Raw genomic sequence first — 23,123 nt, 5'->3', positions numbered from 1 at the left:
CGTGTCATCGCGCCGGCCCTGTGTTTTCAGACTTGTGGGCGCGGCATTCCCCAGGAGTATAGGTAGTCTGCTTGCTCCAGGTGAGCCGTGGCCTTGCCGGCTTGCAGAGGGTCACGGGTATCAATCATGACGGCCACTTCGTCTGTTTTGGCATCGGCTCCTAGATCAGCGGCATTGGCCAATGCTTTGGGATGCGGACCATGGGTGAAGCCTGCGGGGTGCCAAGTGAGCATGCCGGGGTGGATGTTGTCGCGCGAGAAGAAGTTTCCGGCGTGGTAGAACAGCACTTCGTCAAAGTCGTCGTTGTTATGGAAGAAGGGCACTTTGAGGGCGCCGGGGTCGCTTTCCATGGGGCGGGGCACGAAAGTGCACACCACGAAGCGTGCGCTGACGAAGGTGGTGTGCGCAGACGGTGGCAGGTGATAGCGCGGGCTCATTACCGGCCGAATATCGCGCCAGTTCAGGCGCACGGCACACAGGTCGCCATGCCAGCCCAAGGCGTCCAGGGGATTAAAGTCAAAACCTACGGTGCTGAGCTGATCTTGGCGCTTGATCCAAACCTGGGTGGAGGTTTCGGTTTGCTGCGCCACGAAAGCGGCATCCATCTGCGGACAGTCCAATGCCGCCGGATCAAATAGGGCCTGTGGACCCAAGAGGCCGCGGTCGGGTAGGCCAAAGGCTTCATTACGCGCTTCAACCATCAATACCGCGATGGGGGCATTGACTTCCAGGCGCCATAAACTGCCACGCGGCAGGATGAGATAGTCGCCGCTGTGGAGGCTGAGGTGCCCCCAATCGCAGTACAGCTCGGCCTCACCGTGGTGCAGGAACAGCAGTTGATCCCCATCGGCGTTTCTGGCCAAGGCCGGCATGGACTCTGGCAACTGCCACCAGCGCATTTGGCAATGTGCATTGTGCAAGATGACCGGGGCCTCCCAGGGGTTGGTGCTGCGGTCGTTGCACAGGGTGAGATCCAATGCCCGCGGCTGCAATGGCCCTTCCCATTGAGTCCACGCGGTTGGAGGGTGCCGGTGATGAAAATGCGCGGTGGGGCCAAAAAAGCCCGCCTTGCCCATTTCCCGCTCAAAAGGCGCCTCTTGGGGCAGGTCGCAGTGCGCTTGGCGCGAATGCACACCGGCGCGCTGCGGAATCCGAATCCATTGGCGTCCCATGTTTAGGAGGCCTTGTCTTGAATCACGCCCCGGCGGATTTGGTCTTCTTCGATGGATTCAAACAAGGCTTTGAAGTTGCCCTCGCCAAAGCCTTCATCGCCCTTGCGCTGGATAATCTCGAAAAAGATGGGGCCAATTACCGTGCTGGTGAAAATCTGCAGGAGGATGCCGCCGCCATCGGCGGGAGCACCATCCACCAATATGCGTAGTTTGCGCAGGTCGTCCACGGACTCGCCATGCCCGGGGAGGCGCGTATCGAGCTTGTCGTAGTAGGTGTCTGGCGTGTCCATAAACACCACGCCGCGCTCTCGTAAAGCGGCCACAGTGGCATAAATATCATCGGTGGCCAGGGCAATATGCTGGATACCTTCCCCCCGATATTCGCGCAAGAACTCCTCAATTTGGGAATGTTCATCGGCAGACTCATTGATCGGTATGCGGATCTTGCCGCAGGGGCTGGTCATCGCGCGGGAGAGCAGGCCGGTCAGTTTGCCTTCAATGTCGAAATAGCGAATTTCTTTGAAATTGCCGATGTTTTCGTAGAAACCCGCCCAGTTATCCATGTTGCCGCGCTCTACGTTATGCGTGAGGTGGTCGATGGTGTGCAGGCCGACGCCGCTGGTGTCTTCATCGGCGTCCTCTAGAGGAACGAAGTCCACGTCGAAGATGGACTGTTCGCCGTAGCGGTCGGTGAAATACAGCACGCTGGAGCCAATGCCGTAAACGGCCGGCATTTTGAGTTCCATGAAATCGCAGGGGGCATCGAAACGATGCGCCCCTCTGGAGATGGCATATTCCAAAGCGGCAGGCGCATTGTTCACCCGCCAGCCCATGGCGCACGCCGAAGGCCCGTGCGCATGCGCAAACTGCTGGAAGTGCGAATAAGGCGTGGCGTTGATCAAGAAATGAATATCGCCCTGTTTGTACAGGGTGACGTCTTTGCTGCGATGTTTGGCGATGGCGCTAAAGCCCAGCAGCTCGAAGAGCGTATGCAGCTGGTCAATACCGGCGGCGGTAGGGGCCGTAAATTCGACAAAGTCGAATCCATCGGTGCCGAGGGGGTTGCTGTTGTTGGTGGTCATGGGCGAACTCGCATGGATGAGAGGGCCGGTGGCCTCAGTAGTGATCGTTGGCCATATGGCTACGGGTCGAGCCAGTTGGAGAGCCGGCAGAGAACAGCGCCGGAAGCAAAGGCTTGGACATGGCCTCGCGCACATGGGCCATCAGGTCGATACGGGTGAGATCGAGCAGGGTGCGGAAGTCGTCCAACAGGTAGTACTGCGGCTGCATGATGTCGATGCGATAAGGAGTGCGCAGCACGGTGTCCAGGTCAAAGGGGCTATGTCGCGCTTGGTCCCTGCGCAGGGCGTATTGGGTTTCGCCAATGGAGGACAAGATGCCGCCGCCGTAAATCTGCAAACCCGCCGGGCGTTGAATCAGCCCAAACTCCACCGTAAACCAATACAGCCTGGCCAAATAGCTGCGCTCGGCGGGTTGTGCCTTGAGGCCAAGCTGGCCGTAATGGGCAGTAAATTCGGCAAAGTCCGGGTGCATGAGCATGGGCACATGGCCGAAAATTTCATGGAAGATGTCGGGCTCTTGCAGGTAATCCAGCTCATCCGGGCGCCGAATGAAGGTGGCTGCCGGAAAGCGGCGCGCGGCCAGTAAGGCAAAGAACTCGGAAAATGGGATCAATGCCGGGACAGCTGCGACTTCCCAGCCGGTTGCGGCCTTGAGTCGGCGGTTGATGTCGGGTAGCTGAGGGATGCGGTCTTGGGGCAGCTGCAGCGCATCTAAGCCCTGCAAAAATTCCGCACAGGCCACCGATTCCACCGCCGCAAGCTGGCGTTGGATTAAGGTGGCCCAGGTCGAATGCTCGGTGGTGGAATAGTCCACATAGCCTTTGGCATTCGGAACATGCGCCGTATACGCGGCTGGTTGTCCCATGGTTGTCTCCTCAGGGGCAGTATTCCTTGCGCGACACCACCCTCAGAGCAAAGCATACGCTATGCCACCGGCCCTCCCAAGTCTGCGAAGGGGAGTCACCAGGCCCTAGGAGCTACCGCAGCGCAGAGCAAGCCCTTTCCTGCAGGGCCTGACCCTATAGCGTTGGCCAGCTGTGCTGCGGGCTAGAAGTCGAGCAGTACAGCGCCCCAGGTCATGCCCCCGCCGACGGCTTCCAACAAGACCGTATGGCCGGGCTGGATACGGCCATCGCGCACCGCCTGGTCCAACGCCAAGGGCACCGATGCGGCGGAGGTGTTGCCCTGTTTCTCCACCGTGGTAATCACCCGCTCTGCGGGCAAACCCAGCTTGGCCGCCGTGGCCAGGATGATGCGGATGTTGGCTTGATGGGGCACCAGCCAATCGATCTGCGGGCCTGTGAGCTGATTGGCCTCTAAGGCCTCACGACAAACCCCATCCAGGGCTTTGACCGCAAACCGGAACACGGCCTGGCCGTCCATTTCCAGAAATACGCCATCTGCCAGAGCCGGGTTGGTCGGAGAGCCGCGGACCTGCAAAATGTCACCGTAATCTCCGGCTGCATGCAGATGCGAGGAGCGAATGCCTGGCGTGGGGCTTTGGCTGAGCACCACGGCGCCTGCGCCATCTCCAAAAAGTACGCAGGTGCGCCGATCGGACCAGTCCAGTAGGCGCGAGAATACCTCGCTACCAATCACCAAAGCATGTCGATGCTGCCCGCTGGCAATGAATTTGTCGGCTACGGCCAAGGCATAGACAAAGCCGCTGCAGACCGCTTGAATATCGAAGGCTGCGGCCCCCTCGGGGATACCCAATTGGCGCTGCACGATGCAGGCGGTGGAGGGAAAGACCAAATCGGGTGTGGTGGTGGCCACAATGACTAGGTCGATATCGGCAGGACTGAGCTGGGCCGCGTCCAAAGCTTGGCGGGCCGCGGCTACGCCCAGATCAGAGCTGCACTCATCGTCCGCAGCCACATGACGGGAGCGAATGCCGGTGCGCTGGAAGATCCAGGCATCGCTGGTGTCGATGCGCTGTTCCAGCTCTGTGTTATGAACCTGGCGCTGGGGCAGGTAGCTCCCAGTTCCACTTATGCGTGCGTACACTCTTCCTCCGGAGTGGCGGCGGGCATCTGGGTCGGTTACCGTGACGCTCCACCCTGCCGGAGACACCTTACATGACCACACGCTATCAGGCCTGGGCCGCGACTGAAGTCGGAGGCAAACTCAGCCAAACCACCATCGAGGCGGGTCCACTGGGCGAGAATGAGGTGGAAATTGCGGTCGAGAGCTGCGGTTTGTGTCATTCCGACCTGTCCATGTTGGATAACGAGTGGGGGCGGAGTGACTACCCCTTGGTACCCGGTCATGAAGTGGTGGGCCGGGTTATCGCCAAAGGGGCTGCAGCACAAGGTCCTGAGCTTGGCGAACGGGTGGGGCTAGGCTGGTTCAGCCACGCTTGTGGCGGCTGCGCGAGCTGCTTGGACGGCGCGCAGAACCTCTGCGGCCAAAGCGCCGAAACCATTGTTGGCCGGCATGGCGGCTTTGCCCAAGTGGTGCGCGCTCACTGGATGTGGACCATTCCCATTCCTGATGCCTTAGACCCTATTAGTGCGGGGCCCTTGTTCTGCGGGGGGATTACCGTATTTCATCCCTTTGTGGCCTTCGACATTAAGCCGACCGACCGCGTGGCGGTGGTAGGCGTGGGTGGGTTGGGCCATCTGGCGTTGCAGTTCGCCAAGGCCTGGGGCTGTGAGGTGACGGCCTTGTCCTCATCGCCTGACAAAGCCGATGAAGCTCAAGAATTAGGCGCGCACCGCGTGGTGAATAGCCGCGACAAAGAGGCGCTCAAAGGCGAGGCCGGCCGGCATGATGTGGTGCTGGTCACCGTGAACGTGCCGCTGGATTGGCAGCGCTACCTCCAGGCCCTGGCACCCAAAGGCCGCCTGCACTTTGTGGGCGCTGTGCTAGAGCCGGTGCCCGTGCCCGCTTTTTCCCTCATTGGAGGCCAGCGCAGCCTATCGGGTTCCCCCATGGGCACGCCCACAACAACCCGGCAAATGCTGGAGTTTTGTGCCCGTCATAACATCCAGCCCCAAGTGCAGACCTTCCCCATGTCGGAGGTGAACGCCGCTATTGACCACGCCCGCGCCGGTAAGGCGCGCTACCGGGTGGTGTTGGAGCAGGATCAGCCTTTGGCCTCAGAGCTTAGCTGAAAACACGCTGCTCATCTGGCAGATGCAAACGCCAGCAACCACCAATGATTCTAGTCTTTGGTCTCAGTGGTGCGCCGGTGGCACCTACCGCGGTGTAACCTCGGCGAAAGGTATCGAGACGGCATTTTCGCTCTTCTTCTAGCTGGGATTAAGCTGCATTTGAGATCAGGCCCAATAGATAGCGAGGCAAAGAAATATGTCATCTCAGTGAGGCTGGGTGACCGGACTCCAGTTAGGGTGCCAGTGTCGGCGCGTTCGCACGGGGGTCACTGGCACCAAGCGCCGGCACTAGATGATCAGTCCCAATAGCGCCAGGGGCGCCCCGGCGGGATTGCCAAGCCTCGTCCAGGGTGGCGTCCGCAGTGTCAGCGAAGGGGATCGAGGCCGGCCCCGTTTGCCAAAACTCGCCCTGAATACGGTCTGGGGTGGCATCAATCAGCACAAAGCCGTGAATAGCGGCGTTGTGGTGCATCACATTGGGGTTGCCTAGCTCTACGCCTAGGTTATAGCCCTCGGCAGCCACTTCGGCTGCCGTTTGGGCGTCGGGAACGAAGTCGATGGCGTTGTTGGAAGTGACGCTCATAGCCACAAATTCCACGCCGACCGAGCCTTGGCCGGTGATGGGGTTGTACCCGGGTACGCCCGTGATATTGGGGGTGATGGGGTTAAACAGCGTATACGGGTCTTCGGTGATGTCGGCGGCCCAGGCGGTGTGGATATCGCCGGTGAGCACCACATTGTTGGCGATGCCGCCGTCGCGCAAAAAAGCCATCAACTCGTTGCGCTCGGCCACATAGGCAGCCCAATTATCGGTGCCTTCGTTGCCGCCACCTTGGCGAATGCCCATTTCCTGCGCTACCTCTTCGGGCAGATAGGGCAGAGGGACTTCCCCCTGTAGAAAGCCGCGGTGCGGCGAGATCATGGTTTGCTGACCTAGAATGCGCCAGGCGGCATTGCGGCTGGCGGACTGCTGCAGGCCTTCCTTCAGCCAGGCCTTTTGCTCGGCGCCCAGCATGCTCCGACTGGGGTCGTCGGCCGCCGGGTCGTTGATGGTCTCGATCTCCGGGGCATTCCGTTGTAGGCGCGTATCCAGCATGAATAAGTCGACGAGGTCACCGAACTCGAAGCGGCGCCAAATGGTGAGCGGGTCCTGAGGCTTGGGCAGACGGATGGGCATCCATTCGGCATAGGCAAGAGCTGCAGCGCTTTTGCGCGTGTCCCAATCGCCTTCGGTAGCAGGGTCATGCTCCTCGGCCCCATCAATCCAGGAATTATTAGCGGATTCGTGGTCATCCCAAACGGCGATGAGCGGATGTTGGCGGGTCATCTCGGCCAAGTCGGGATCGGTCCGATACTGCGCATGTCGCATGCGGTAATCGCTGAGGCTTACTGTCTCTTTTTCCGGCTCATGTGGGCGCCCGATGGGGCTGTTACTACCCGAGTACTCGTAGAAGTAATCTCCAACGTGGAGAACGGCGTCCACATCCCGTCGGGCCAAGACCTTGTAAGCATTGAACCAGCCATTGCTGAAATTGGAGCAGGCCACGAGGCCTAATCGGACCCGGTCTACACCTGCCGATGGCAAAGTTTTGGTCCGTCCAATCGGAGACGCTTCGCCGTCAATGGTGAACTGGTAGTAGTAAGTGGTACCCGGCTGCAGGCCGGATACATCCAGCTTCACCGTGAAGTCGCGTGCAGCCTCCACCACTTGCGGTTGTTGGTCCACCCCATCACCACTGCGCCGCACCACTTGCTGCAACTGCGGGTCGCGAGCCACCACCCAGTCAATGACTGTGCCGTCGCCGACCCTACTAGCGCGTGTCCACAAAATCACCCGATCCTGCAGGGGGTCGCCTGAGGCAACACCATGCTGAAAGATGCTCTGTTTGACGGAGCGCAGTGTTTGCGGGCTATTTCCTTCGCAACCAGTGAGCAGTACGCCCGCCGTTAGCGCTGCTGAGCGCGCAAGAAAGTCGCGACGTGTGGAGGGCACGGCGGTCTCCGTTTATCCAAGGGCTGTTCAGCTTGGCAGCTCAGGGTTACCTGAAAATGACAGCTGCTGGCAAAAGGGCGCTGAGGTTATACAACTGAGCTACGACCGCCCCAAGCGCTGCACTTCACCACAGGCATTGTCGTCACATTCCGACAGGCTTCCGGGGCCGGATTGGTCATGCTGGTTGCAGGCACATTCGGGAGTTGGTGATGCGGGCGGTGGGGTTGCTCTATCTGGCGGTTGGTATTGGCTTGGCCGCTTGCGGTGGCGGTGGGCGAGGCGTGGAGTCTTCCAGTGATGCGCTCGCGGTGAGCGAAGCACTCGATGCGGTGGAGCTTGCGGCCGGTTGCCACTGGTTCGAGGTTTTTCGCGAGGGGGAGGACTACTTCAGCTTGGCGGACAGCTCCGCGCGCTATTGGGTGGCTTTAGGGCCTACGCAGCCCGAGCCAGGTACGCGTTTGGTGGCCGAGGGGGTTTATCCCAACGCCCGTTATTTTTCCTTGCATCTGTATGACGGCAACGCGCAGTCGCGAGACGCGCTGGCGGATGTGGATGTTGACCCCGGTCAGGGCTTCAATCCTTATCGCTTCCCTGAGCTCATTCCTGATGCCTTGACGCCGGGTGGGTCATATTCTGTAGCCGTTGAGTTTGGGCCTGCGCCATTGCGGGAATCACGGCGGGCCAACACTCTATACAGGGGGCGACTTTTGGCCGCCGATGCGCGGCAACGGCGGAGCATACTGATGTATCGGGAGTATTTGGCGCAGGATGCGCCGGTATTGCCGGAACTGGTCGTGGAGACACCATCCGGTCAACAGCCTCTGGCTGAAGTGGAAGATGTAGCGGCTTGCGCTGGTATTCGGGAAGAGTATCGGCGGGCGTATTTGGGCTTGGATCAGGCTGCGGTAGGCCCGCCACGAGTTCCGGCCGATGACCCACCGCGTATGCGCAAATTTCAAGGAGCCATTGGTCAGGGCGAGGGCGCTTTTGTGAATCGCCATGTGAGTTACCTCTATGCGCTGCCAGAATATCGGGCGGGGGAGGTGTTACTGATGCGTTTGCTGGCCCCACGTGTGCCAGCCGAGCAGACTTTGCTCAGCCCCTTGTTGCAACCGGCTCAGCTGCGTTTTTGGTCGGTTTGTCAGCAAGGCTTGCTCACGGCGCCGGTCGCCGGTTGTGTTCATGACGTGGATGCGGCGCTGGACGCCAATGGCTACGCCACGATATGGATCAGCCGTGCTGACGCGATGCCAAATGTTAGGGCTTCAGCACTGGCCATCAATTCTTTGCCCTGGGGCGCGGAAGATCGCGGCTTTCCGGTGTACCGGCATATGTTGCCCGAGCCCAGGTTTGCGCAGAGCATTCAAGCGGTTAATGGCGACGACGATGTTGAGTCCACTATGCAGGACTACGCTCCCCGTTTAGCGCAATGCCATGCAGCCGAGCTGGACGCTGTGGGCGCGTCCAACTCGGCCGAGTTGTTTGCGGCCTGTGAGGGCTTGGCGCAGGCGCAGCCTTAGCGCATGTCCGAAGGCAGCTTTCCGCCGATGGACACTGCCCAGGCAACGATGACGCATTGCCTATAGGCCGCTCAGGCCCATATGCAGGGCAGCCAGCGCCGCGAGAGCCAGTGCAATGAGGGTCAGTAATGCGCCATAGAAGCGACCCAGGAACCACTGCTCGGTAAAGGCAAAGGAGTAGCCATGCAGCACCCTTGCGACCAAGGTCAGTGCGCCTAAACTATGCAGCAATTTGCTGGAGGCTTGGCCGCTTTCCAGCAAAGCCATCACAATGAGTATGAAGGGGACGTACTCATTGAAATTGGCATGGCCGCGGATGCGCCTTTCCATGGCTGCATCACCAGCATCGCCAAGATTGATGCCGCGGGTTTGGCGCCGGCGAATGACGCGCATGGTGAGGACCAGGTAAACAAGGCCCAGCAGGCCAGCGTAAAGGGCGGTGATCGCCATAATGTGTTCCTTCGCAGAACTTGAGAACTTGTGGAGGGTAGGCAGCGTGGTCTCAGAGGGTTTGAGTCCACTGCAGCTGCACGTTGAGATCGGTGTTATCGGCAACACCCAGGACGAGGCCCAACCGTTGATTGGGCCGCCAGGGTACATTCACAAAGCCATTCAAGCGGTCACCTTCGGAGGCAAACTCGGCGCCAATACTGCGATTGGCCCAGGGGGTCGCAAAGCCCACAAGCAATCCGGTGTCGCTGATGCCTTCGGCGGCCAGGGGCAGGCTGGTGTAGAAGTCCACCGGAGCGCCGATGGTGGTACCACGCGCCTGGTATCGGGCGCTCACAGCGGCCTGTAAGTCCACCTCATTGTCTCCATCAAAGCGCTGTACTTGAGCGCTGATGTTGCCCCCCAGCCACAAACCAGGGACGTTAGCGACCGGTGCACTGAGCTTCAGACCGGCGCGTGCGGCGAGGAGACTAGCATCGTCATTACCGCGACTGGCTTCACCGGCGCTAAGGCTGCCCATGGGGCTCAGGCTGAAGCTTTGTTCGTCATTGGCCCATTGGCGCCAAGGTCGTTCGGCTTGGATGTTGGCTAGGAGGAGGTCGCTGTCACCACTGCTGGCAACAAGCTCGGCACGCGTAGACGACAGTGCCAGGGGATGATCGAGGCCCGCACCGAGTGTGACCGGCATTTGTTGATCAAATCCTCCCGCAGACGCGATCGCAGTCACGCTGCACAGCACCGCCGCTGCAACGGTGTGGGCGATGAGGCTGGTGGATGCAGACGAGGAATGCAACATTAAGAACGACTCTTGTTGATGGCAATAACTATTGCGAATCATGGGCTTAGATACAGATTCAGAAACTCGAGCCAGGCTGCTTGAGAAATTCCAATTCTTCTGGCGTCGAGGCTCTACCGAGCACCGCATTGCGGTGCGGGTAGCGCCCGAAGCGCGCAATGATATCGCGGTGGCGGCGTTCAAAGTCGGCAGTGTTTTCCAAACCCGCTGTGCCGAAGAGATGCGCAGCAGAATCGTGGATGGCCAATGACTCGCTGTGCATGAAGGGCAGATAGCAAAAGGCGCGCTCGCGCAGGGGCAGTTGTTGATCTTGGTGCAGGCTGACCATTTCCTGGGCTAAGGCCACAGCCATACCGTCAAAGGCAAAGGCCTGGGGTTTGTCCCGGTAAATCTGCCGACTGAACTGGTCCAGCACCACAATCTCCGCTAAGCGACCGCGGCTGCTCCGCCGCCAGGGCCAGGCCATACCGGCAGCCACTTGCGTATGCAGGTCGCCAAATTCCTCACGGATACGCTGATCAAGCTCTGGGTTCACCCGCCACCAGTCACCTTCCTCCAATTCGTGAAACCAAAAGTCGAGAACCCGGTGGGCTTGGGTTGCGCTTTGCATCTCATTAGTGAGCCTGTTAGTCAGGGGCGTCTTCGTCATGGTTATCCTCAAAGCCAAAGGCTAGGTCCATCACGCTGGGCTGCCAGCGATGGGTGGTCATGTTGACGCGTCCATTGCGCACCAGGACTCCCTCCGCCACCAAGCGGTCACGCTGGGTGGCAAAAGCTTGGGAGTCGTCGGCAAAGGCTAAACGTCCATCGCTGAGTAAAACACGATGCCAGGGCAGGGTGTCGCGGTCGGGGTCGGCGCCCAGCGCCCGGCCCACCATGCGGGCACCGCGTGGCACTCCGGCTAAGGCCGCCACCTGGCCGTAGCTGGCAACACAGCCAGCGGGAATTAAGCGGCAGACCTGCTGCATTTTGCGGTAAGAGTTCGGCATGACCCTCGCGTTCACCATTCGCCAGTTACAAGCAGGTCAAAGCCTCGCAGATTCCCCGGTACAAGGTCTTTTGTGCTGTCAGAGATATCGCCAGCTTTTTGCTGCCCAAGTGCCTGTCTAGGGGATATCTAGCCAGGCTTCGTTGTGGTTGATTTGGCCTAAGGTGTCGCGTAAATCTCCCTGGGCAAAGCCCACTTTGTCGCCGCTTTGGGGTACTTGGCGGAAGCGGAAGCTGGCTTGGCCCTGGTCCAGAGCGATGTTGTCCAAGCAGGCTTGCTCGCGCTCACCGTTAGCCCGGACGAGGCTGGCACAAATGCGCTCCCAGTCGCCAGTATCGCGCCAGGGGCGGAAACTACAGCGGTGACAATAGAATTCATCGTCATCATCGCCTTCTGCATAGGTATGGATGTTTTTGCCCGGTCGGGCCCAGGGGATGGGGGATTCGGCCACATCGTTGTAGTCGATGGGCCCAAAACTGCGAAGCGAGGTTTCAATGGTGTCATCTGTGCCTGCGCCACGTTTGAATTCGCTCATCAGACTCACGCCCAAGCGAGCGCTCAGCTGCTGCCCGTTGAGTTGCAACTCATCGATGGGCATATGGGCTGCGTTCAGCACAGCAAAACTATCGCTGACGAGGTTGTAATTACCGGTGCCCTTGTGTTCTCCCTGCACTACAAAACGATAACGCCCAGCTGGCGTGACATAGCTCTGTTGCGGACGGCCTTGCCCTACCTGATGCGCTTCCACCAGTGGAATGTCGCTGGCAAAGGCCTCATAGGTGGCTGTCCACTCCCAGATAAACTGGCCTAAACGCCAAGCGGCGAGGTCATCGGGGTTGGGTACGGACACCGAATCGTCTGGAGCAAAAACTTCGGTGGCCCCTAAGAAATCCAAATGCAGTTGGACTTCACCAGTTTGATCGCCAACCGTGGTCCACACACCGTTGATCAGTCTTTGAACCTCGACAGTGGGCATATCGGTGTAATTAGAACCGCCCACAAAACGCAAACTGGCTGCGGCAAAACGTGGCACATCTTTGGGTTGTTCCACAATTTGCGGGTTGCCCCCATCGTTGGGCAGCGTGGCCTCATAGACGGGTACAACCGCCTGTGCCGCTAAGCCTAAGCCCAGGGCCAAGGCTTCGGCGCGAGCGGACTCCGCCAAGTACAGGGTGTCTAAGGGGCCCGCTGCGGGTCCCGGATGCCCCTTCAAGGAGGCCGCACCACGGGCCAGCCGATTATTCAAAAAATCTGCCCCATGTGGACCTAAGCCGGCCAAGGCTTTGCGGTAATGATCGTGGGAGCGATACTCACGATAGGCCGGCATATATCCCCAATAGTCGTTGGCCATGCCAACCGGAATGACCAGCTCGTAACCAAATTCGGTGAGTTCTTCGTGCGTGAAGTTGCCCCAGATCTCGGTAGGCTCCACCGGCTCGGATTCAGCATGCAACAGGTTTTGCAGATCTTCCCAGCCATTGGCGTCGTTGTGAATTTGGGCTTGCATGCGTCTGAATGCCAAATCGCTCATATGCAAGCGGCTATCGTTGAAACGACTGGGGTGCGGACAACTCCAGCCGTCGCCCTCCGGAATGCAGCCCACCGAGTCGGAGTAATCCACCTCTGTGGGTTTGCGTAGATCTTCGGGATAACCCTGATGCCAGTCCCAGCCGGTATGTAAATCGCCCTCGACTTGGTTCAATCTAGAAATGAGGTTCAGGGCAGGGTCGGTGAACTGCTCACAGGGGCAAAAGGCCAGGGCCGTGTTGCCAACTCTGAAGGCCTGAATGGGCACAGTCGCCTGTTCCTCAACCGCGGTAAGAGCTGTTGCTGAGTATGAGGTGGGTAAGGGAACACCGAGGGCCAATAGCTGATCGGTGAGGGGCCCGGTGAGGTCTCCAGGCGCTACGGGGCTGTTCGCTTCAAAGGCCTCAATCAAAGGCTCAGCTGGTCGTTCGCAGTCGGGAAAGCCAGCGACTGGTACGCCTACATTGCCTCGTTGATAGAGCTGATCGGTATTGCAGTTCGACAAGCCGGGGTAAGGGCGAATGGTGGGCGGTGCAAAACGCTGATGAAAGAAATCCACCGGGATGTCTTGCTGCAAGGGCATGAACTGGGTGGGGTCCCAGGGCTGGCCCGATTCGATACTGGCCAGAGCGGTATGCACACGGTCGGCAAACAGGCGGGCAGCATGGTCGGCGCCGGCCAGGTTCGACTCCTGAAATTCCCGCCGCGATGAACCTGGATGCGCGCGCTGATCTTTATGCGGACCAGAAGTGCCGGTTTCGGATTGGCTCATGATGGTCATGGCGCCGGTTTCGCGATCCAGCACCCGCATGATGGCGTGGGTGAGATCGCCATTCATGATCTCCTCACCCCAGACCCATTCGGGATGCACGCCCAAGGTGATCCAGTTGGCAATGGGCTCACCAGAGGCTGGGTCTTGGAAGGTCATCACATAAGCCTGGCGCGTGGTGTAGTTACGCGGCTGGCCTGCCGGCGTGTTGTCTAAAGGAGAGACTTTGGGGCCGTAGGTGTGGCCGCGTACGTCATTGGCGTAAAAGGCGGTGCCGCCAACCTGTGCCGGGCGCAACTGGGCAACGGCTTGGGTCACAGCCTCGGCCATGCGCTGGGCCATGTACTCGTAAAAGCGCAGGTCATACACATCCTGGAAAATCCAGGTGCCCCAGGACGGTGTGGAATAAAACGGAGAGGTATGGCTGTGGCTCACCGTAATGGCCAGATTGTCGATGGCAATTCCGGTGTCGCCTTGCGCCAGAATTTGTGCGGTGCGCCGACGGAGCAAGTCATTGGGCAAATACAAATCGTTGGCGACAATCGCCACCCGTTTGCCGTTATTGCCCTGCATCACCAGCGCGCGGGTAAAAATCCGTGAGCCCAGAATGTCGGAACCCACCTTGCGGATACTGTGCATGTAGGGGTCAAAGCCCCGTGCGTTATCGATACCCACACCCGTGGCTGCGAACTGGCCAGCGGATGCTCCCAAATGCCAGCTGGCATCGACGCTGGCCACACCTGCTAGAAAGCCATCCTCTGCGCGGCTGGCACCGTCGGCGTGGGGTTGGGATGGTGTAGCGGCGTCCCGGCTGCTCAATCCGTCGCGCCCCCCTTGGCCGCAGGCTAGTAGGGTGCTGCATAGCAAAGCGGTCGCGATTGCGCGCTTGATAACCATTGTTGTCTCCTCGAGCGCATCCCCAAGATGCGTTTTTTATTATGCTAACTGCACGGCTTGTGTCTGCAAGCGTAATTTTCACCACGGCTTTGGCCATGGGGACTCACACTACCTCGCTGGCCTTGGCGCGTACCCTCGGCGTTCAGTCACAGCCTTTGGCGCCTTAGTCGCGCTGATTCAAGGCTGGGCTGTACGGCTCTAGGCCGCGTTACAGCGAGTATTGTCTCCCAGGCCTTGGGTCGCGGACTCATTGGAGGAGATTGACTATGGGCGCAGCCCTGCCACGGCCGGTATTTGAGGCCGAACATGACTTATTTCGCGATTCTGTCCGTAAATTCCTAGAGGCCGAGGCCGTGCCTCATCATGAGGCTTGGGAGGAACGTGGTTATGTGGATCGCGAACTGTGGCGCAAAGCGGGTGAGCAAGGTTTTTTATCGCCCACTATGCCGGAGGAATATGGCGGAGTCGGCGTAGATTTTCGCTACAACGCCATTGTGGTGGAAGAGGTGAGCCGTATTGGTTTATCCGGCATTGGTTGGAGCTTGCATTCGGATATTGCCGTGCCCTATCTGCTGAACTATGGCTCGGAAGACATTAAAGAGCGCTTTATTCCCGGATGTGTCAGCGGAGAAACCATCACCGCTATCGCCATGACCGAACCGGGAACTGGGTCAGACCTGCAAAGCGTGGCGACTACTGCTGTGCGTGATGGAGATGACTACATCCTCAACGGCTCTAAAACCTTCATTACTAATGGTCAGTTAGCCAACCTGATTGTGGTGGTAGCCAAAACCGACCCCAGTGCCGGTGCCAAGGGCACCAGCCTGCTTTTGGTAGAAGAGGGGATGGAGGGCTTCGAACGTGGGCGCAACCTGAAGAAGGTGGGCATGAAAGCCCAGGACACCTCCGAGCTATTCTTCCGCAATTGCCGGGTCCCGGCGAAGAACCTCTTAGGCCAGGAGGGCATGGGCTTCGTGTATTTAATGCAGGAGTTAGCCCAGGAGCGTTTGTCTATTGCTCTGGGCGCTGTTGCAGCTTGCGAGGGTGTGCTTAGCGAGACCATCAAATACGTTCAGGAGCGCAAGGCCTTTGGTAAGCCGATCATGACTTTCCAGAACACCCAGTTCACGCTGGCTCAGTTGGATGCGGAGGTCACCGCAGCCCGGGCCTTTATTGACCGTTGCCTGGAATTGCACCTGGATCACAAACTGGATCAGGTGACGGCGGCTAAAGCCAAGCTCATTGCTACCGAGTTGCAGGGCAAAGTCTGTGACCAATGCGTGCAGCTGCATGGCGGTTATGGCTACATGTGGGAGTACCCCGTAGCGCGAGCCTTCGCCGATGCACGGGTGCAGCGGATTTATGGGGGGACGAATGAAATTATGAAGCTGATCATCGGGAGAGCACTGGTCGCTTAAGGAAGCACCGAGCCAATCGCTGCGCTTGCAATCTGGGGCGCCGGCGGTATTGATGCGGGACGTCCATGTCCCGCACCGCAAGCGGCGGCTGCGCCGTCCCAATCGGCTGTCCTGCCGATTGGTCGAAGTCCTCACGTATTGCCCATACGCTGCGGCTTCTGCGTTCCGGCGGCGCCCCACCTTGCTACGCTCGCGGATTGTCTCGGCGCTTCCTTGCGTTGGCGCGGGGCGAATCGCTGCGCTTGCAATCTGGAGCGCCTGCGGTATTGATGCGGGACGTCTATGTCCCGCACCGCAAGCGGCGGCTGCGCCGTCCCAATCGGCTGTCCTGCCGATTGGTCGAAGTCCTCACGTATTGCCCATACGCTGCGGCTTGTTCGCCGCGTCCATGCGGCTCACCCCTGCGGGGCTACGCGCCGGTTTGATACAGTCAAACCGGTCTGCGTTCCGGCGGCGCTCCACCTTGCTGTGCTCGCGGATTGTCTCGGCGCTCCCTTGCGTTGGCGCGGGGTGAATCGCTGCGCTTGTTACTTAATGTGTGAGGGCTATTAGTCAGGGTCTTCTGTGGCTAGGTGGCCGTGCTTTCGTTGATATTCCTTGCCGCGGCGCACTAAGCCTGGCGCGCTCAGCTGCGCACTGTGTCTGCAGCGCCCTTATCGACGTGCCTCATGCGGGTTGGAATCTAGGCGCTGAACCGGGGAGGCTGTCTGCTGTGTTTTTATGATGTCCTGGGCCTTGGGGAACTCTTTTTGTGTTTGCTGGGTCGGATCGCGCATTCGATGAAGCTCCGTCAAACTTTAGTCAGGGGCTTTTTTGTTGGGCGTCCACGGCTTATTCTTGCCGGCTTGAATGTTGGGATGGAAACCCCGCTACGGGGCTAGAGGAGAAACATGCAGTATTTCGTCACAGGTGCAACAGGATTCATTGGTCGTTTTGTAGTGGCGCGTTTGCTGCAAAAGGATGATGCGGTTGTGCATGTCCTTGTGCGGGAGTCATCCAAACAAAAGTTCGAAGACCTGAAGAAGCGTTTGGGTGCAACAGCCAAGAATTTGAAGCCGGTGTATGGCGATATCACCCAGCCAGGTTTGGTCGACGCCAAAACCCTGAAGTCACTGCAGGGCAAAGTCGATCAGGTGTATCACCTGGCCGCCGTTTACGACCTGAATATGGATGACGCGACCGGCGATAAGGTGAACAACGAAGGCACGCGCAATGTTGTGAACTTCGTCAATGACCTCGGTGGTGAGGTTAGTTTGCAGCATGTGAGTTCTGTAGCAGTCGCTGGCGGTCGCTGGGTAGGGAACTTCAGCGAAGATATGTTTGATGAGGGGCAGGATGTTTCTCACCCTTATTTCCGGACAAAATTTGAGTCGGAAAAAATTGTCCGCGAGGAATGCCGCCAGCCCTGGCGTGTGTATCGTCCTGGAGCTGTGGTGGGCTGCTCGCAGACCGGTGAGATGGACAAAATTGATGGTCCCTATTACTTCTTCAAAACCATCCAAAAGATCACCAATTCTGTTCCCAAGTGGTTACCGCTACTCGGCGTAGAAGGCGGCAAGATTCCTCTCGCCCCGGTCGATTACGTAGCCGATGCGATGGTGGCTATTGCTCATAAAGAAGGCTTGGATGGTCAGGCCTTCCATCTGGTGCAAAAACCACAGGACTCCGTAGGGCAGGTCATGGAGATTCTGTTCAATGCGGCCCATGGCCCAGGCTTCGCAAAACAGTTTGAGCTGCCTCAGCTGCCTTCGCTGGTGCAAAGCGGTCTGCGTGAAACCAGCCGGGCCTTGCCCACTGATTTGGCCTTCAAGCAAATGTCCAAGGCGATCGGGGTGCCCGTATCGGCCTTAGGCTATATCACCAACCGTTCAGCCTTTTGTGATCGGCGTACCCGCGATGCCCTGGCCGGTACTGGCATCAGCTGCCCGCCACTGAGCGAATATGCAGACACCTTATGGGATTATTGGTCTACGGTGATGGACTATCCCCAGCCTGATCGTCGCGCGACCGCGCGCCTATCCGGCAAGGTGGTCATGGTCACTGGGGCCTCTAGCGGAATTGGCTTTGAGTCGGCCCGCAAATTTGCTGCCAACGGCGCCACTGTGTTGCTAGTCGCACGCAGTGCCGACAAATTGCAGGCTACGGTCGATTTGATTCACTCCAAGGGCGGTTCAGCGTTTGCCTACAGCTGTGACCTGAATAACATGGAGGCCATTGATGAGATGGCCGAAAAGGCCCTGGCGGATCACGGCCGGGTCGATATTCTGGTGAATAATGCAGGGCGCTCTATTCGGCGCGCCGTGATGGAGTCCTTGGATCGTTTCCACGATGTTGAGCGCACGCTGCAATTGAACTACCTGGGCGCAGTCCGGCTGATTCATCGGCTGTTGCCGGCTATGGCGGACAACCGTCGCGGGCAGATCATCAACATCTCATCAATTGGCGTGTTATCCAATGCGCCTCGCTTTGCAGCGTACATCGGATCCAAGTCGGCGCTGGATGCCTACTGCCGCTGCCTCGCGGCCGAGGTCAAGCAATACAACATCGATATCAGCACCATTTACATGCCTCTGGTGCGGACGCCGATGATTGCGCCCACCAAGTTGTACAACTATGTGCCGGCATGGTCCGTGGATGCGGCCTCTGACACGGTCATCGATACCGCTATTCATCGCACCAAGCGGGTGAAAACCAGCGTAGGGCGGATGGCCGAGATTAGTTATGCACTCATGCCTAAGGTGAATGACACCATTTTAGGTCGTGCCTTCCAGCTCTTCCCATCATCCTCCGCTGCCAAGGGGCAAGCCGCCCCCGAGCAGAAGGTAACGCGCGAAGGCATGGCCTTGGCTTATTTGCTGCGTGGCTCTCACCTCTAAACGCAGACACGCCGGGCTAGCCGGGCTGTCCTTTGGGTGACAGCCCAGCTTTATCGAAACACCGATGGCGGCAGGGTTCTTGTTGGTGGCGATGCGCGGCTACGCGTCCACCCCAGGACGGTATTTCCAGTTTAGCGTAGTTCGAAGAGTTCGGGTGGTTCTACGTAGACCGCTTCCATGGTGACTTGGGCATTGCCTACGCTGACGCCCAAGAGCTCGAAGAGTGGGTTGAGCAGCACAAGCCCAAGGGCTTCGAGCAGCGGCGTGAGTAGGCCCGTTGCAAGGTTAACCACGGGCTGCAGTAATGGCGCGAGCAAGCCCAGCACTGGAACATTACTGACGAGGTTGGGTAAAAGCTGGCCGAGCAAGGAACCGATGGCGTCTGGTAACACCTGATCCGCATCAGCACTCACACTATCAACGTGGGTGCCGGCAGGCTCCTCAATGAGCGGTACAAAAGGCCCATCGAAGCCCATGGTGGTGGCACCGCTGCTACCCAGGCCAACCACAATAGCGGGGTCTACACGGAGGAGGGGGAGGCCCAACAATTCCAGCAGCGTACTGGGCCCTGCGCTGCCAATGGGGTCGACGCTAGTCCAGTCGAAGTTCCCAATGCCGATTTGCCCCACCTGCGACTGAGCAAACACCTGGGTTTGGGTAAAGGGCTCGGCGGGCGTGGCACAGCGGATACTGGCAAGTTCGGCTTCCGCCGCTCCGGCCTCAACGCCCAAATCGAGGTTGAGATTTAGCAAAGAGAAGCTGCCTATGGGCAGTAAGCGCACCCCAACCTCGACCAAGGCCAGAACCTGGCTACTCCGTGCCAGAGTGAGGGCAGAACCGTCTTCAGCGTAACCGGGCCGACCCAAACCCTCCTGCGGAGGCTGCACGATGCGTAAGCGTAAGTTGACGTTGACGTCTGCGACGCCAGGAATGACGAGGCCCACTAAAGATGGCATGGCCATATCGACGTCGTTGCCTTCATTGGCCAGCATGGATAAGCCCATGATGAGGTCCAAGGCGTTGATGGGTAGTCTGGCAACCTGCTCGGTGTGGTCTGGATCCACCTGAAGATAATCCCGCAGAGTGATGTTTTGGCTAATGCCACTGGCAGCTGTTGCTAAGGTATAGGCAGAGTTTGCTGCGGCTTGATCGGTTGCATCCGCGCTGGCATTGAGGGCATCGCCTAGCAGCTGCAGGGCTCCTGGAAGTTGCAGGTTCAGGTCCAGCAGGCCTTCGACGCTGGCAACGGCCCCGTTAGCCTCAATCAGTTCTAACAGTGTGATTTGAGCGTCGAGCAAGCCGTTGTAGCTGGCGACGGTGAGGTTGACCGCAGAGCCCAGCAAGCCACCCAGCAGTGCATCCAGAATCAGGGACTGGTCGCTGTCTACATCCAGCAAGCCACTACCGACGACAACTCGCCCCACAACGACTTGGGCGGCGCCGGCAGTGACACTCATCCGCTGCGATTCAGGGCTGGAAAAAATGGGCAAGAAGGATTGCGGCATGGGAGCGTCGATGGTTACCGCAACAGCATCTGCTAGCTCTGGCGGTAACTCAGCATCGAGTACCCGTAGGCTGTTCACGGACTGCTGCACGCCGGGAATCACTTCAAAGGTCGCTTGTGCTGCCGCCTCGGCCCCAATGAGGCTATCCGCGAGTAACTGGCCAATGTCTACAGAGTCGGCGGCCGGGCCATCTAAACTGCCAGCTGCACCCGTTGCGCAGCCACTGATGGTACGCACCTGGTTCAAAGCCGCAATCGCAGCCACCTTACGCAACTCGGTTTGGTGCATGTACAAGTTGCCCAAGGTCATCGCGAAACCCACGCTCAGAACCAGGGCGATAACGATGACAGCAAATAAAATGGCTGCAGCGCCGGACTGCTGCCGCTGTGTCACGGGCGTCTGGCGTGGTGCGAAACCTGTGGGCATGGACTGCCCTCCCGGGGCAAACCTGAGTTTGCCGTCAGTGTTCCAACAGGGCTGTCGAGAAAATGTGAAGGCCGCCGTTAAGGCGGCCTTGAACCGTGCTTTCGCTGGCGCGTCAGCACAGGGGCTGGACAATGACTGCCCAGCCCCAGTGTCTTGAAGGCTTTAGGCGGGGAGCATCTGTCGAATCAGGGTTTCGGCTTTGCTTTGATCCATGTAACGCGGTACGGCATAGGTAAAACGCGCTTCAGCCAGAGCCGCCTGAGCAATGGGGGCCACGTCGCTGGGCTGGAGTTGTTCCACGGTGCTGGGAATGCCGAACTTGGAATTGAGTTCGCGAATGCGAGCAATGAAAGCCTGGGCGAGTTGTTGGTCGTCACCGCCTTGGGGGCCGATGCCGCATTCCTTAGCAAGCTTTGCGAGGCGTGGGGCACAGTTGGCCAAGGAATAATCAAGCACATGCGGCATGACGATAGCGTTTGCCAGGCCATGTGGCACGTGGTAACGAGCGCCAAAGTTGTGCGCGATGGCGTGTACATAGCCGACCCCGGCTTGGGTGAAGGCCATGCCCGCTAGGTGCGACGCCCGAGCCATATTCTGGCGGGCCTCTAAGTCGCTGCCTTCATCAAAAGCACGTTCCAAGTTGGCCATGATGAGCTGGGTAGCTTCGATGGCGTTTTCGTCAGTGCGCTGCATGGCATTGCGGGAGATGAATGCTTCCACAGCATGGGTGAGAGCGTCCATGCCTGTGGCGGCGGTAATCGGTGCTGGCAGTCCGGTCATTAAGGCACCGTCGAGAGCAGCGGCGGTGGGCATGAGCTTGAGATCCATGGCTGGCAGCTTGCGCTGCTGCGCTGGGTCGGACACGACCGCAGCAATGGTCACCTCAGAGCCGGTGCCAGCGGTGGTTGGAACCGCGTACAAGGGCAACATGCCACGCCACACTCGGAACAACCCCGTCATTTTGACGATGGGCTTATTGTTCTTGGCGCGGGCGCCGATCATTTTGGCAGCATCGATCGAAGAGCCGCCCCCCACGGCCAGAATGGCATCGCAGTTATGCTGCTGGCACAAGCTGTAGCCGGCTTCAATTTGTTCTACCGTTGGGTCGGGCAGCACGCCGTCATACACCACAAAATTCACGCCAGCTTGTTTGAGCTCGGCTTGCATCTTATCCAGCAGGCCCAGCTTGACCAGCATGGCATCGGTAACGATCAACACGCTGCTATGGCCCTCGGCCGCGATATGCCGGCATAAGGCCAGGGACGACTCCGGGCCTTCAAAGGTGTGTGGCCACTTGAAGGGCAGGATGGCCGTCACGCCTTTAAAAATGACCATATAGATTCGTAAAAATAGGACCTCAATGGCGTGCAGCATCTACATTCTCCTCTGTTCGGCATCCCTAATCCGAGCGCCACTCTACCCCATTTTTGCGGCTGCTGAAGCGTTTTAGGTGGCTATGCAATATGGGCCTACGTTGAAGCACTCGACATTGACCACAATCGCAGCTGCCATCTAGATGCACACAATTTGTGTGGCGCTAGTGGCAGCCTCGTTGATCTGGCCCGAAATGGGATGCATCGATGGCCATGGGGCCCAGTTGCCGCCTAGCTATGAATGAGCGGGGTATTATTCTCGCTCGTCACCAATTTCGTTTAGCTCCAAATGGCCTTCAAAATGAATCCTCAGGCTCTTATGAGCCAAGCTGAGTCGTTGGGCTTGCCCGTTGAGACCGCCCAACAGTTCTATGCCGATAGGCTCCTACCCAAGTTCATTCAGGAGTTCTCCCGCTTCGTGATCCCTTTTGTGCGTCGCAGTGGGGTGAGGGTGGAGACTTTGGAGCGTGGTCGTGTGGTGTGTCGCATGCCGATTAGAGGCAATGTGAACCACATCGGCACCATGTACGCGGGAGCCTTGTTCACCTTGGCCGAGTTTCCCGGCGGGCCCTTATTACTGGCGACTTATGGGATGTCGCGGTATATCCCCATTGTGACGTCCTTAGATATGGACTTCGTGAAGGTGGCCAAAACCGACGTCAGCGTGGAGCTGCGCATGAGCCCGGAAGAGATAGAGCGGGTGCAGACCGAGACGGATCGTGATGGCAAGTCAACCTTTGAGCTGCGTGGTGAGCTCAAGGACAAACATGGCACAGTCGTTGCTCGTAGCCATGCGGTGTATCAAATGCGCCCTAAGCGCCGTTAGTTGGCTGCGATTGACGAAGGCTGAAGTACTCACGGCCTTACCCAGCATGAGAATGAAACCTTCCTGAGGATTCGGTTCTCATGGACATTGCGTGCAGCCTGGTGCTGGCCTAAGGGTGACGCACCATGGCGGTAGCGGCAGAAGTTAGTGTCCTGTCTCCGAAGTTCGTTACATATCAGCGAGTCAGAACGCGGTGTGCCGCTAGGCGCGCTCGCGCAGGAATGGTTGTTCCATTTCAAGCGAGCGCAACACCGCGGAACGCCGCGTTCTGGCTCGCCCGCAGGGAGCCCCTCAAATCGCCCGCTACCGCGTTGCGCTCCTTGGCAAGGGAATAACCATTCCCGGCGGAGCGCGCCTTGTATCGAACGATTTGAGGGGCTCTGATATGC

General features: G+C 58.8%; 17 protein-coding genes. 5 read left to right on the top strand and 12 right to left on the bottom strand.

Annotated features, from left to right (window positions below; all coding sequences use genetic code 11):
- Positions 1–26 precede the first annotated feature (26 nt).
- From KI787_12945 to KI787_12930, 4 genes are all read right to left on the bottom strand, one after another.
- Positions 27–1,172, bottom strand: a complete 1,146-nt coding sequence (locus KI787_12945) for a homogentisate 1,2-dioxygenase (GenBank protein MBV6630861.1) — start codon at positions 1,170–1,172, stop codon at positions 27–29.
- A gap of 2 nt (positions 1,173–1,174) precedes the next feature.
- The gene (gene hppD, locus KI787_12940) at positions 1,175–2,254 is read right to left on the bottom strand and encodes a 4-hydroxyphenylpyruvate dioxygenase (protein MBV6630860.1); all 1,080 of its coding nucleotides are present in this window, start codon (positions 2,252–2,254) and stop codon (positions 1,175–1,177) included.
- 34 nt (positions 2,255–2,288) lie between these two features.
- Positions 2,289–3,119, bottom strand: a complete 831-nt coding sequence (locus tag KI787_12935; protein ID MBV6630859.1) for a phenylalanine 4-monooxygenase — start codon at positions 3,117–3,119, stop codon at positions 2,289–2,291.
- 182 nt (positions 3,120–3,301) lie between these two features.
- Positions 3,302–4,261, bottom strand: a complete 960-nt coding sequence (locus KI787_12930; GenBank protein MBV6630858.1) for a ketoacyl-ACP synthase III — start codon at positions 4,259–4,261, stop codon at positions 3,302–3,304.
- 71 nt (positions 4,262–4,332) lie between these two features.
- Here KI787_12930 and KI787_12925 point away from each other — a divergent pair, with 71 nt between their 5' ends.
- Positions 4,333–5,370 carry an NAD(P)-dependent alcohol dehydrogenase gene (locus tag KI787_12925; GenBank protein MBV6630857.1) on the top strand — a complete coding sequence of 346 codons (1,038 nt, stop codon included), beginning with the start codon at positions 4,333–4,335 and terminating at the stop codon, positions 5,368–5,370.
- A gap of 232 nt (positions 5,371–5,602) precedes the next feature.
- Here KI787_12925 and KI787_12920 read toward each other — a convergent pair whose 3' ends face one another.
- A complete protein-coding gene (locus KI787_12920; GenBank protein ID MBV6630856.1) occupies positions 5,603–7,363 on the bottom strand; it encodes an alkaline phosphatase D family protein in 1,761 nt (586 codons plus the stop codon).
- A 209-nt stretch (positions 7,364–7,572) separates the two neighbouring features.
- Here KI787_12920 and KI787_12915 point away from each other — a divergent pair, with 209 nt between their 5' ends.
- Complete coding sequence (locus tag KI787_12915) at positions 7,573–8,883, top strand: hypothetical protein (GenBank protein MBV6630855.1); 1,311 nt, start codon at positions 7,573–7,575, stop codon at positions 8,881–8,883.
- A 60-nt stretch (positions 8,884–8,943) separates the two neighbouring features.
- Here the strand turns inward: KI787_12915 and KI787_12910 are convergent, their stop codons facing one another.
- The 5 genes from KI787_12910 to KI787_12890 form a co-directional block, all read right to left on the bottom strand.
- The gene (locus tag KI787_12910) at positions 8,944–9,333 is read right to left on the bottom strand and encodes an MAPEG family protein (GenBank protein MBV6630854.1); all 390 of its coding nucleotides are present in this window, start codon (positions 9,331–9,333) and stop codon (positions 8,944–8,946) included.
- Positions 9,334–9,385: 52 nt separating this feature from the next.
- Positions 9,386–10,129 (bottom strand): hypothetical protein, encoded by a 744-nt coding sequence (locus KI787_12905; protein ID MBV6630853.1) that lies wholly within the window; start codon positions 10,127–10,129, stop codon positions 9,386–9,388.
- A gap of 58 nt (positions 10,130–10,187) precedes the next feature.
- Positions 10,188–10,778 carry a DUF924 domain-containing protein gene (locus KI787_12900; GenBank protein MBV6630852.1) on the bottom strand — a complete coding sequence of 197 codons (591 nt, stop codon included), beginning with the start codon at positions 10,776–10,778 and terminating at the stop codon, positions 10,188–10,190.
- A complete protein-coding gene (locus KI787_12895; GenBank protein MBV6630851.1) occupies positions 10,756–11,118 on the bottom strand; it encodes an MGMT family protein in 363 nt (120 codons plus the stop codon). The genes KI787_12900 and KI787_12895 overlap by 23 nt, the downstream gene beginning before the upstream one ends.
- A 117-nt stretch (positions 11,119–11,235) precedes the next feature.
- Complete coding sequence (locus KI787_12890) at positions 11,236–14,310, bottom strand: hypothetical protein (GenBank protein MBV6630850.1); 3,075 nt, start codon at positions 14,308–14,310, stop codon at positions 11,236–11,238.
- Between the two features lie 266 nt (positions 14,311–14,576).
- Here KI787_12890 and KI787_12885 point away from each other — a divergent pair, with 266 nt between their 5' ends.
- Together KI787_12885 and KI787_12880 are read left to right on the top strand one after the other, a co-directional pair.
- A complete protein-coding gene (locus KI787_12885; protein MBV6630849.1) occupies positions 14,577–15,728 on the top strand; it encodes an acyl-CoA dehydrogenase family protein in 1,152 nt (383 codons plus the stop codon).
- Positions 15,729–16,618: 890 nt separating this feature from the next.
- Positions 16,619–18,604 carry an SDR family oxidoreductase gene (locus tag KI787_12880; GenBank protein ID MBV6630848.1) on the top strand — a complete coding sequence of 662 codons (1,986 nt, stop codon included), beginning with the start codon at positions 16,619–16,621 and terminating at the stop codon, positions 18,602–18,604.
- A gap of 131 nt (positions 18,605–18,735) precedes the next feature.
- On the opposite strand, the gene KI787_12875 is transcribed toward KI787_12880, so the two are convergent.
- Entirely contained in the window at positions 18,736–20,535 is a 1,800-nt protein-coding gene (locus KI787_12875; GenBank protein MBV6630847.1) for a hypothetical protein, read from the bottom strand.
- A 162-nt stretch (positions 20,536–20,697) separates the two neighbouring features.
- The gene (locus tag KI787_12870) at positions 20,698–21,909 is read right to left on the bottom strand and encodes an iron-containing alcohol dehydrogenase (protein MBV6630846.1); all 1,212 of its coding nucleotides are present in this window, start codon (positions 21,907–21,909) and stop codon (positions 20,698–20,700) included.
- 300 nt (positions 21,910–22,209) lie between these two features.
- Between KI787_12870 and KI787_12865 the strand changes: the two genes are divergently transcribed.
- Positions 22,210–22,734: a YiiD C-terminal domain-containing protein gene (locus KI787_12865; protein MBV6630845.1), complete on the top strand. Its 525-nt coding sequence runs from the start codon at positions 22,210–22,212 to the stop codon at positions 22,732–22,734.
- Positions 22,735–23,123: the final 389 nt, after the last annotated feature.

The organism is Oceanococcus sp. HetDA_MAG_MS8 (assembly GCA_019192445.1).
Taxonomy (GTDB): domain Bacteria; phylum Pseudomonadota; class Gammaproteobacteria; order Nevskiales; family Oceanococcaceae; genus MS8.
This window is presented reverse-complemented; position numbering and strand designations above follow the sequence as displayed.

Bases quoted from the DNA above. Each gene is read 5' to 3' on its own strand.
- KI787_12925 (MBV6630857.1), top strand. From the start codon at position 4,333: ATGACCACACGCTATCAGGCCTGGGCCGCGACTGAAGTCGGAGGCAAA.
- KI787_12865 (MBV6630845.1), top strand. From the start codon at position 22,210: ATGAATCCTCAGGCTCTTATGAGCCAAGCTGAGTCGTTGGGCTTGCCC.
- KI787_12905 (MBV6630853.1), bottom strand. From the start codon at position 10,129: ATGTTGCATTCCTCGTCTGCATCCACCAGCCTCATCGCCCACACCGTT.
- KI787_12895 (MBV6630851.1), bottom strand. From the start codon at position 11,118: ATGCCGAACTCTTACCGCAAAATGCAGCAGGTCTGCCGCTTAATTCCC.
- KI787_12935 (MBV6630859.1), bottom strand. From the start codon at position 3,119: ATGGGACAACCAGCCGCGTATACGGCGCATGTTCCGAATGCCAAAGGC.
- KI787_12870 (MBV6630846.1), bottom strand. From the start codon at position 21,909: ATGCTGCACGCCATTGAGGTCCTATTTTTACGAATCTATATGGTCATT.
- KI787_12900 (MBV6630852.1), bottom strand. From the start codon at position 10,778: ATGACGAAGACGCCCCTGACTAACAGGCTCACTAATGAGATGCAAAGC.
- KI787_12945 (MBV6630861.1), bottom strand. From the start codon at position 1,172: ATGGGACGCCAATGGATTCGGATTCCGCAGCGCGCCGGTGTGCATTCG.
- hppD (MBV6630860.1), bottom strand. From the start codon at position 2,254: ATGACCACCAACAACAGCAACCCCCTCGGCACCGATGGATTCGACTTT.
- KI787_12880 (MBV6630848.1), top strand. From the start codon at position 16,619: ATGCAGTATTTCGTCACAGGTGCAACAGGATTCATTGGTCGTTTTGTA.
- KI787_12885 (MBV6630849.1), top strand. From the start codon at position 14,577: ATGGGCGCAGCCCTGCCACGGCCGGTATTTGAGGCCGAACATGACTTA.
- KI787_12890 (MBV6630850.1), bottom strand. From the start codon at position 14,310: ATGGTTATCAAGCGCGCAATCGCGACCGCTTTGCTATGCAGCACCCTA.
- KI787_12915 (MBV6630855.1), top strand. From the start codon at position 7,573: ATGCGGGCGGTGGGGTTGCTCTATCTGGCGGTTGGTATTGGCTTGGCC.
- KI787_12910 (MBV6630854.1), bottom strand. From the start codon at position 9,333: ATGGCGATCACCGCCCTTTACGCTGGCCTGCTGGGCCTTGTTTACCTG.
- KI787_12875 (MBV6630847.1), bottom strand. From the start codon at position 20,535: ATGCCCACAGGTTTCGCACCACGCCAGACGCCCGTGACACAGCGGCAG.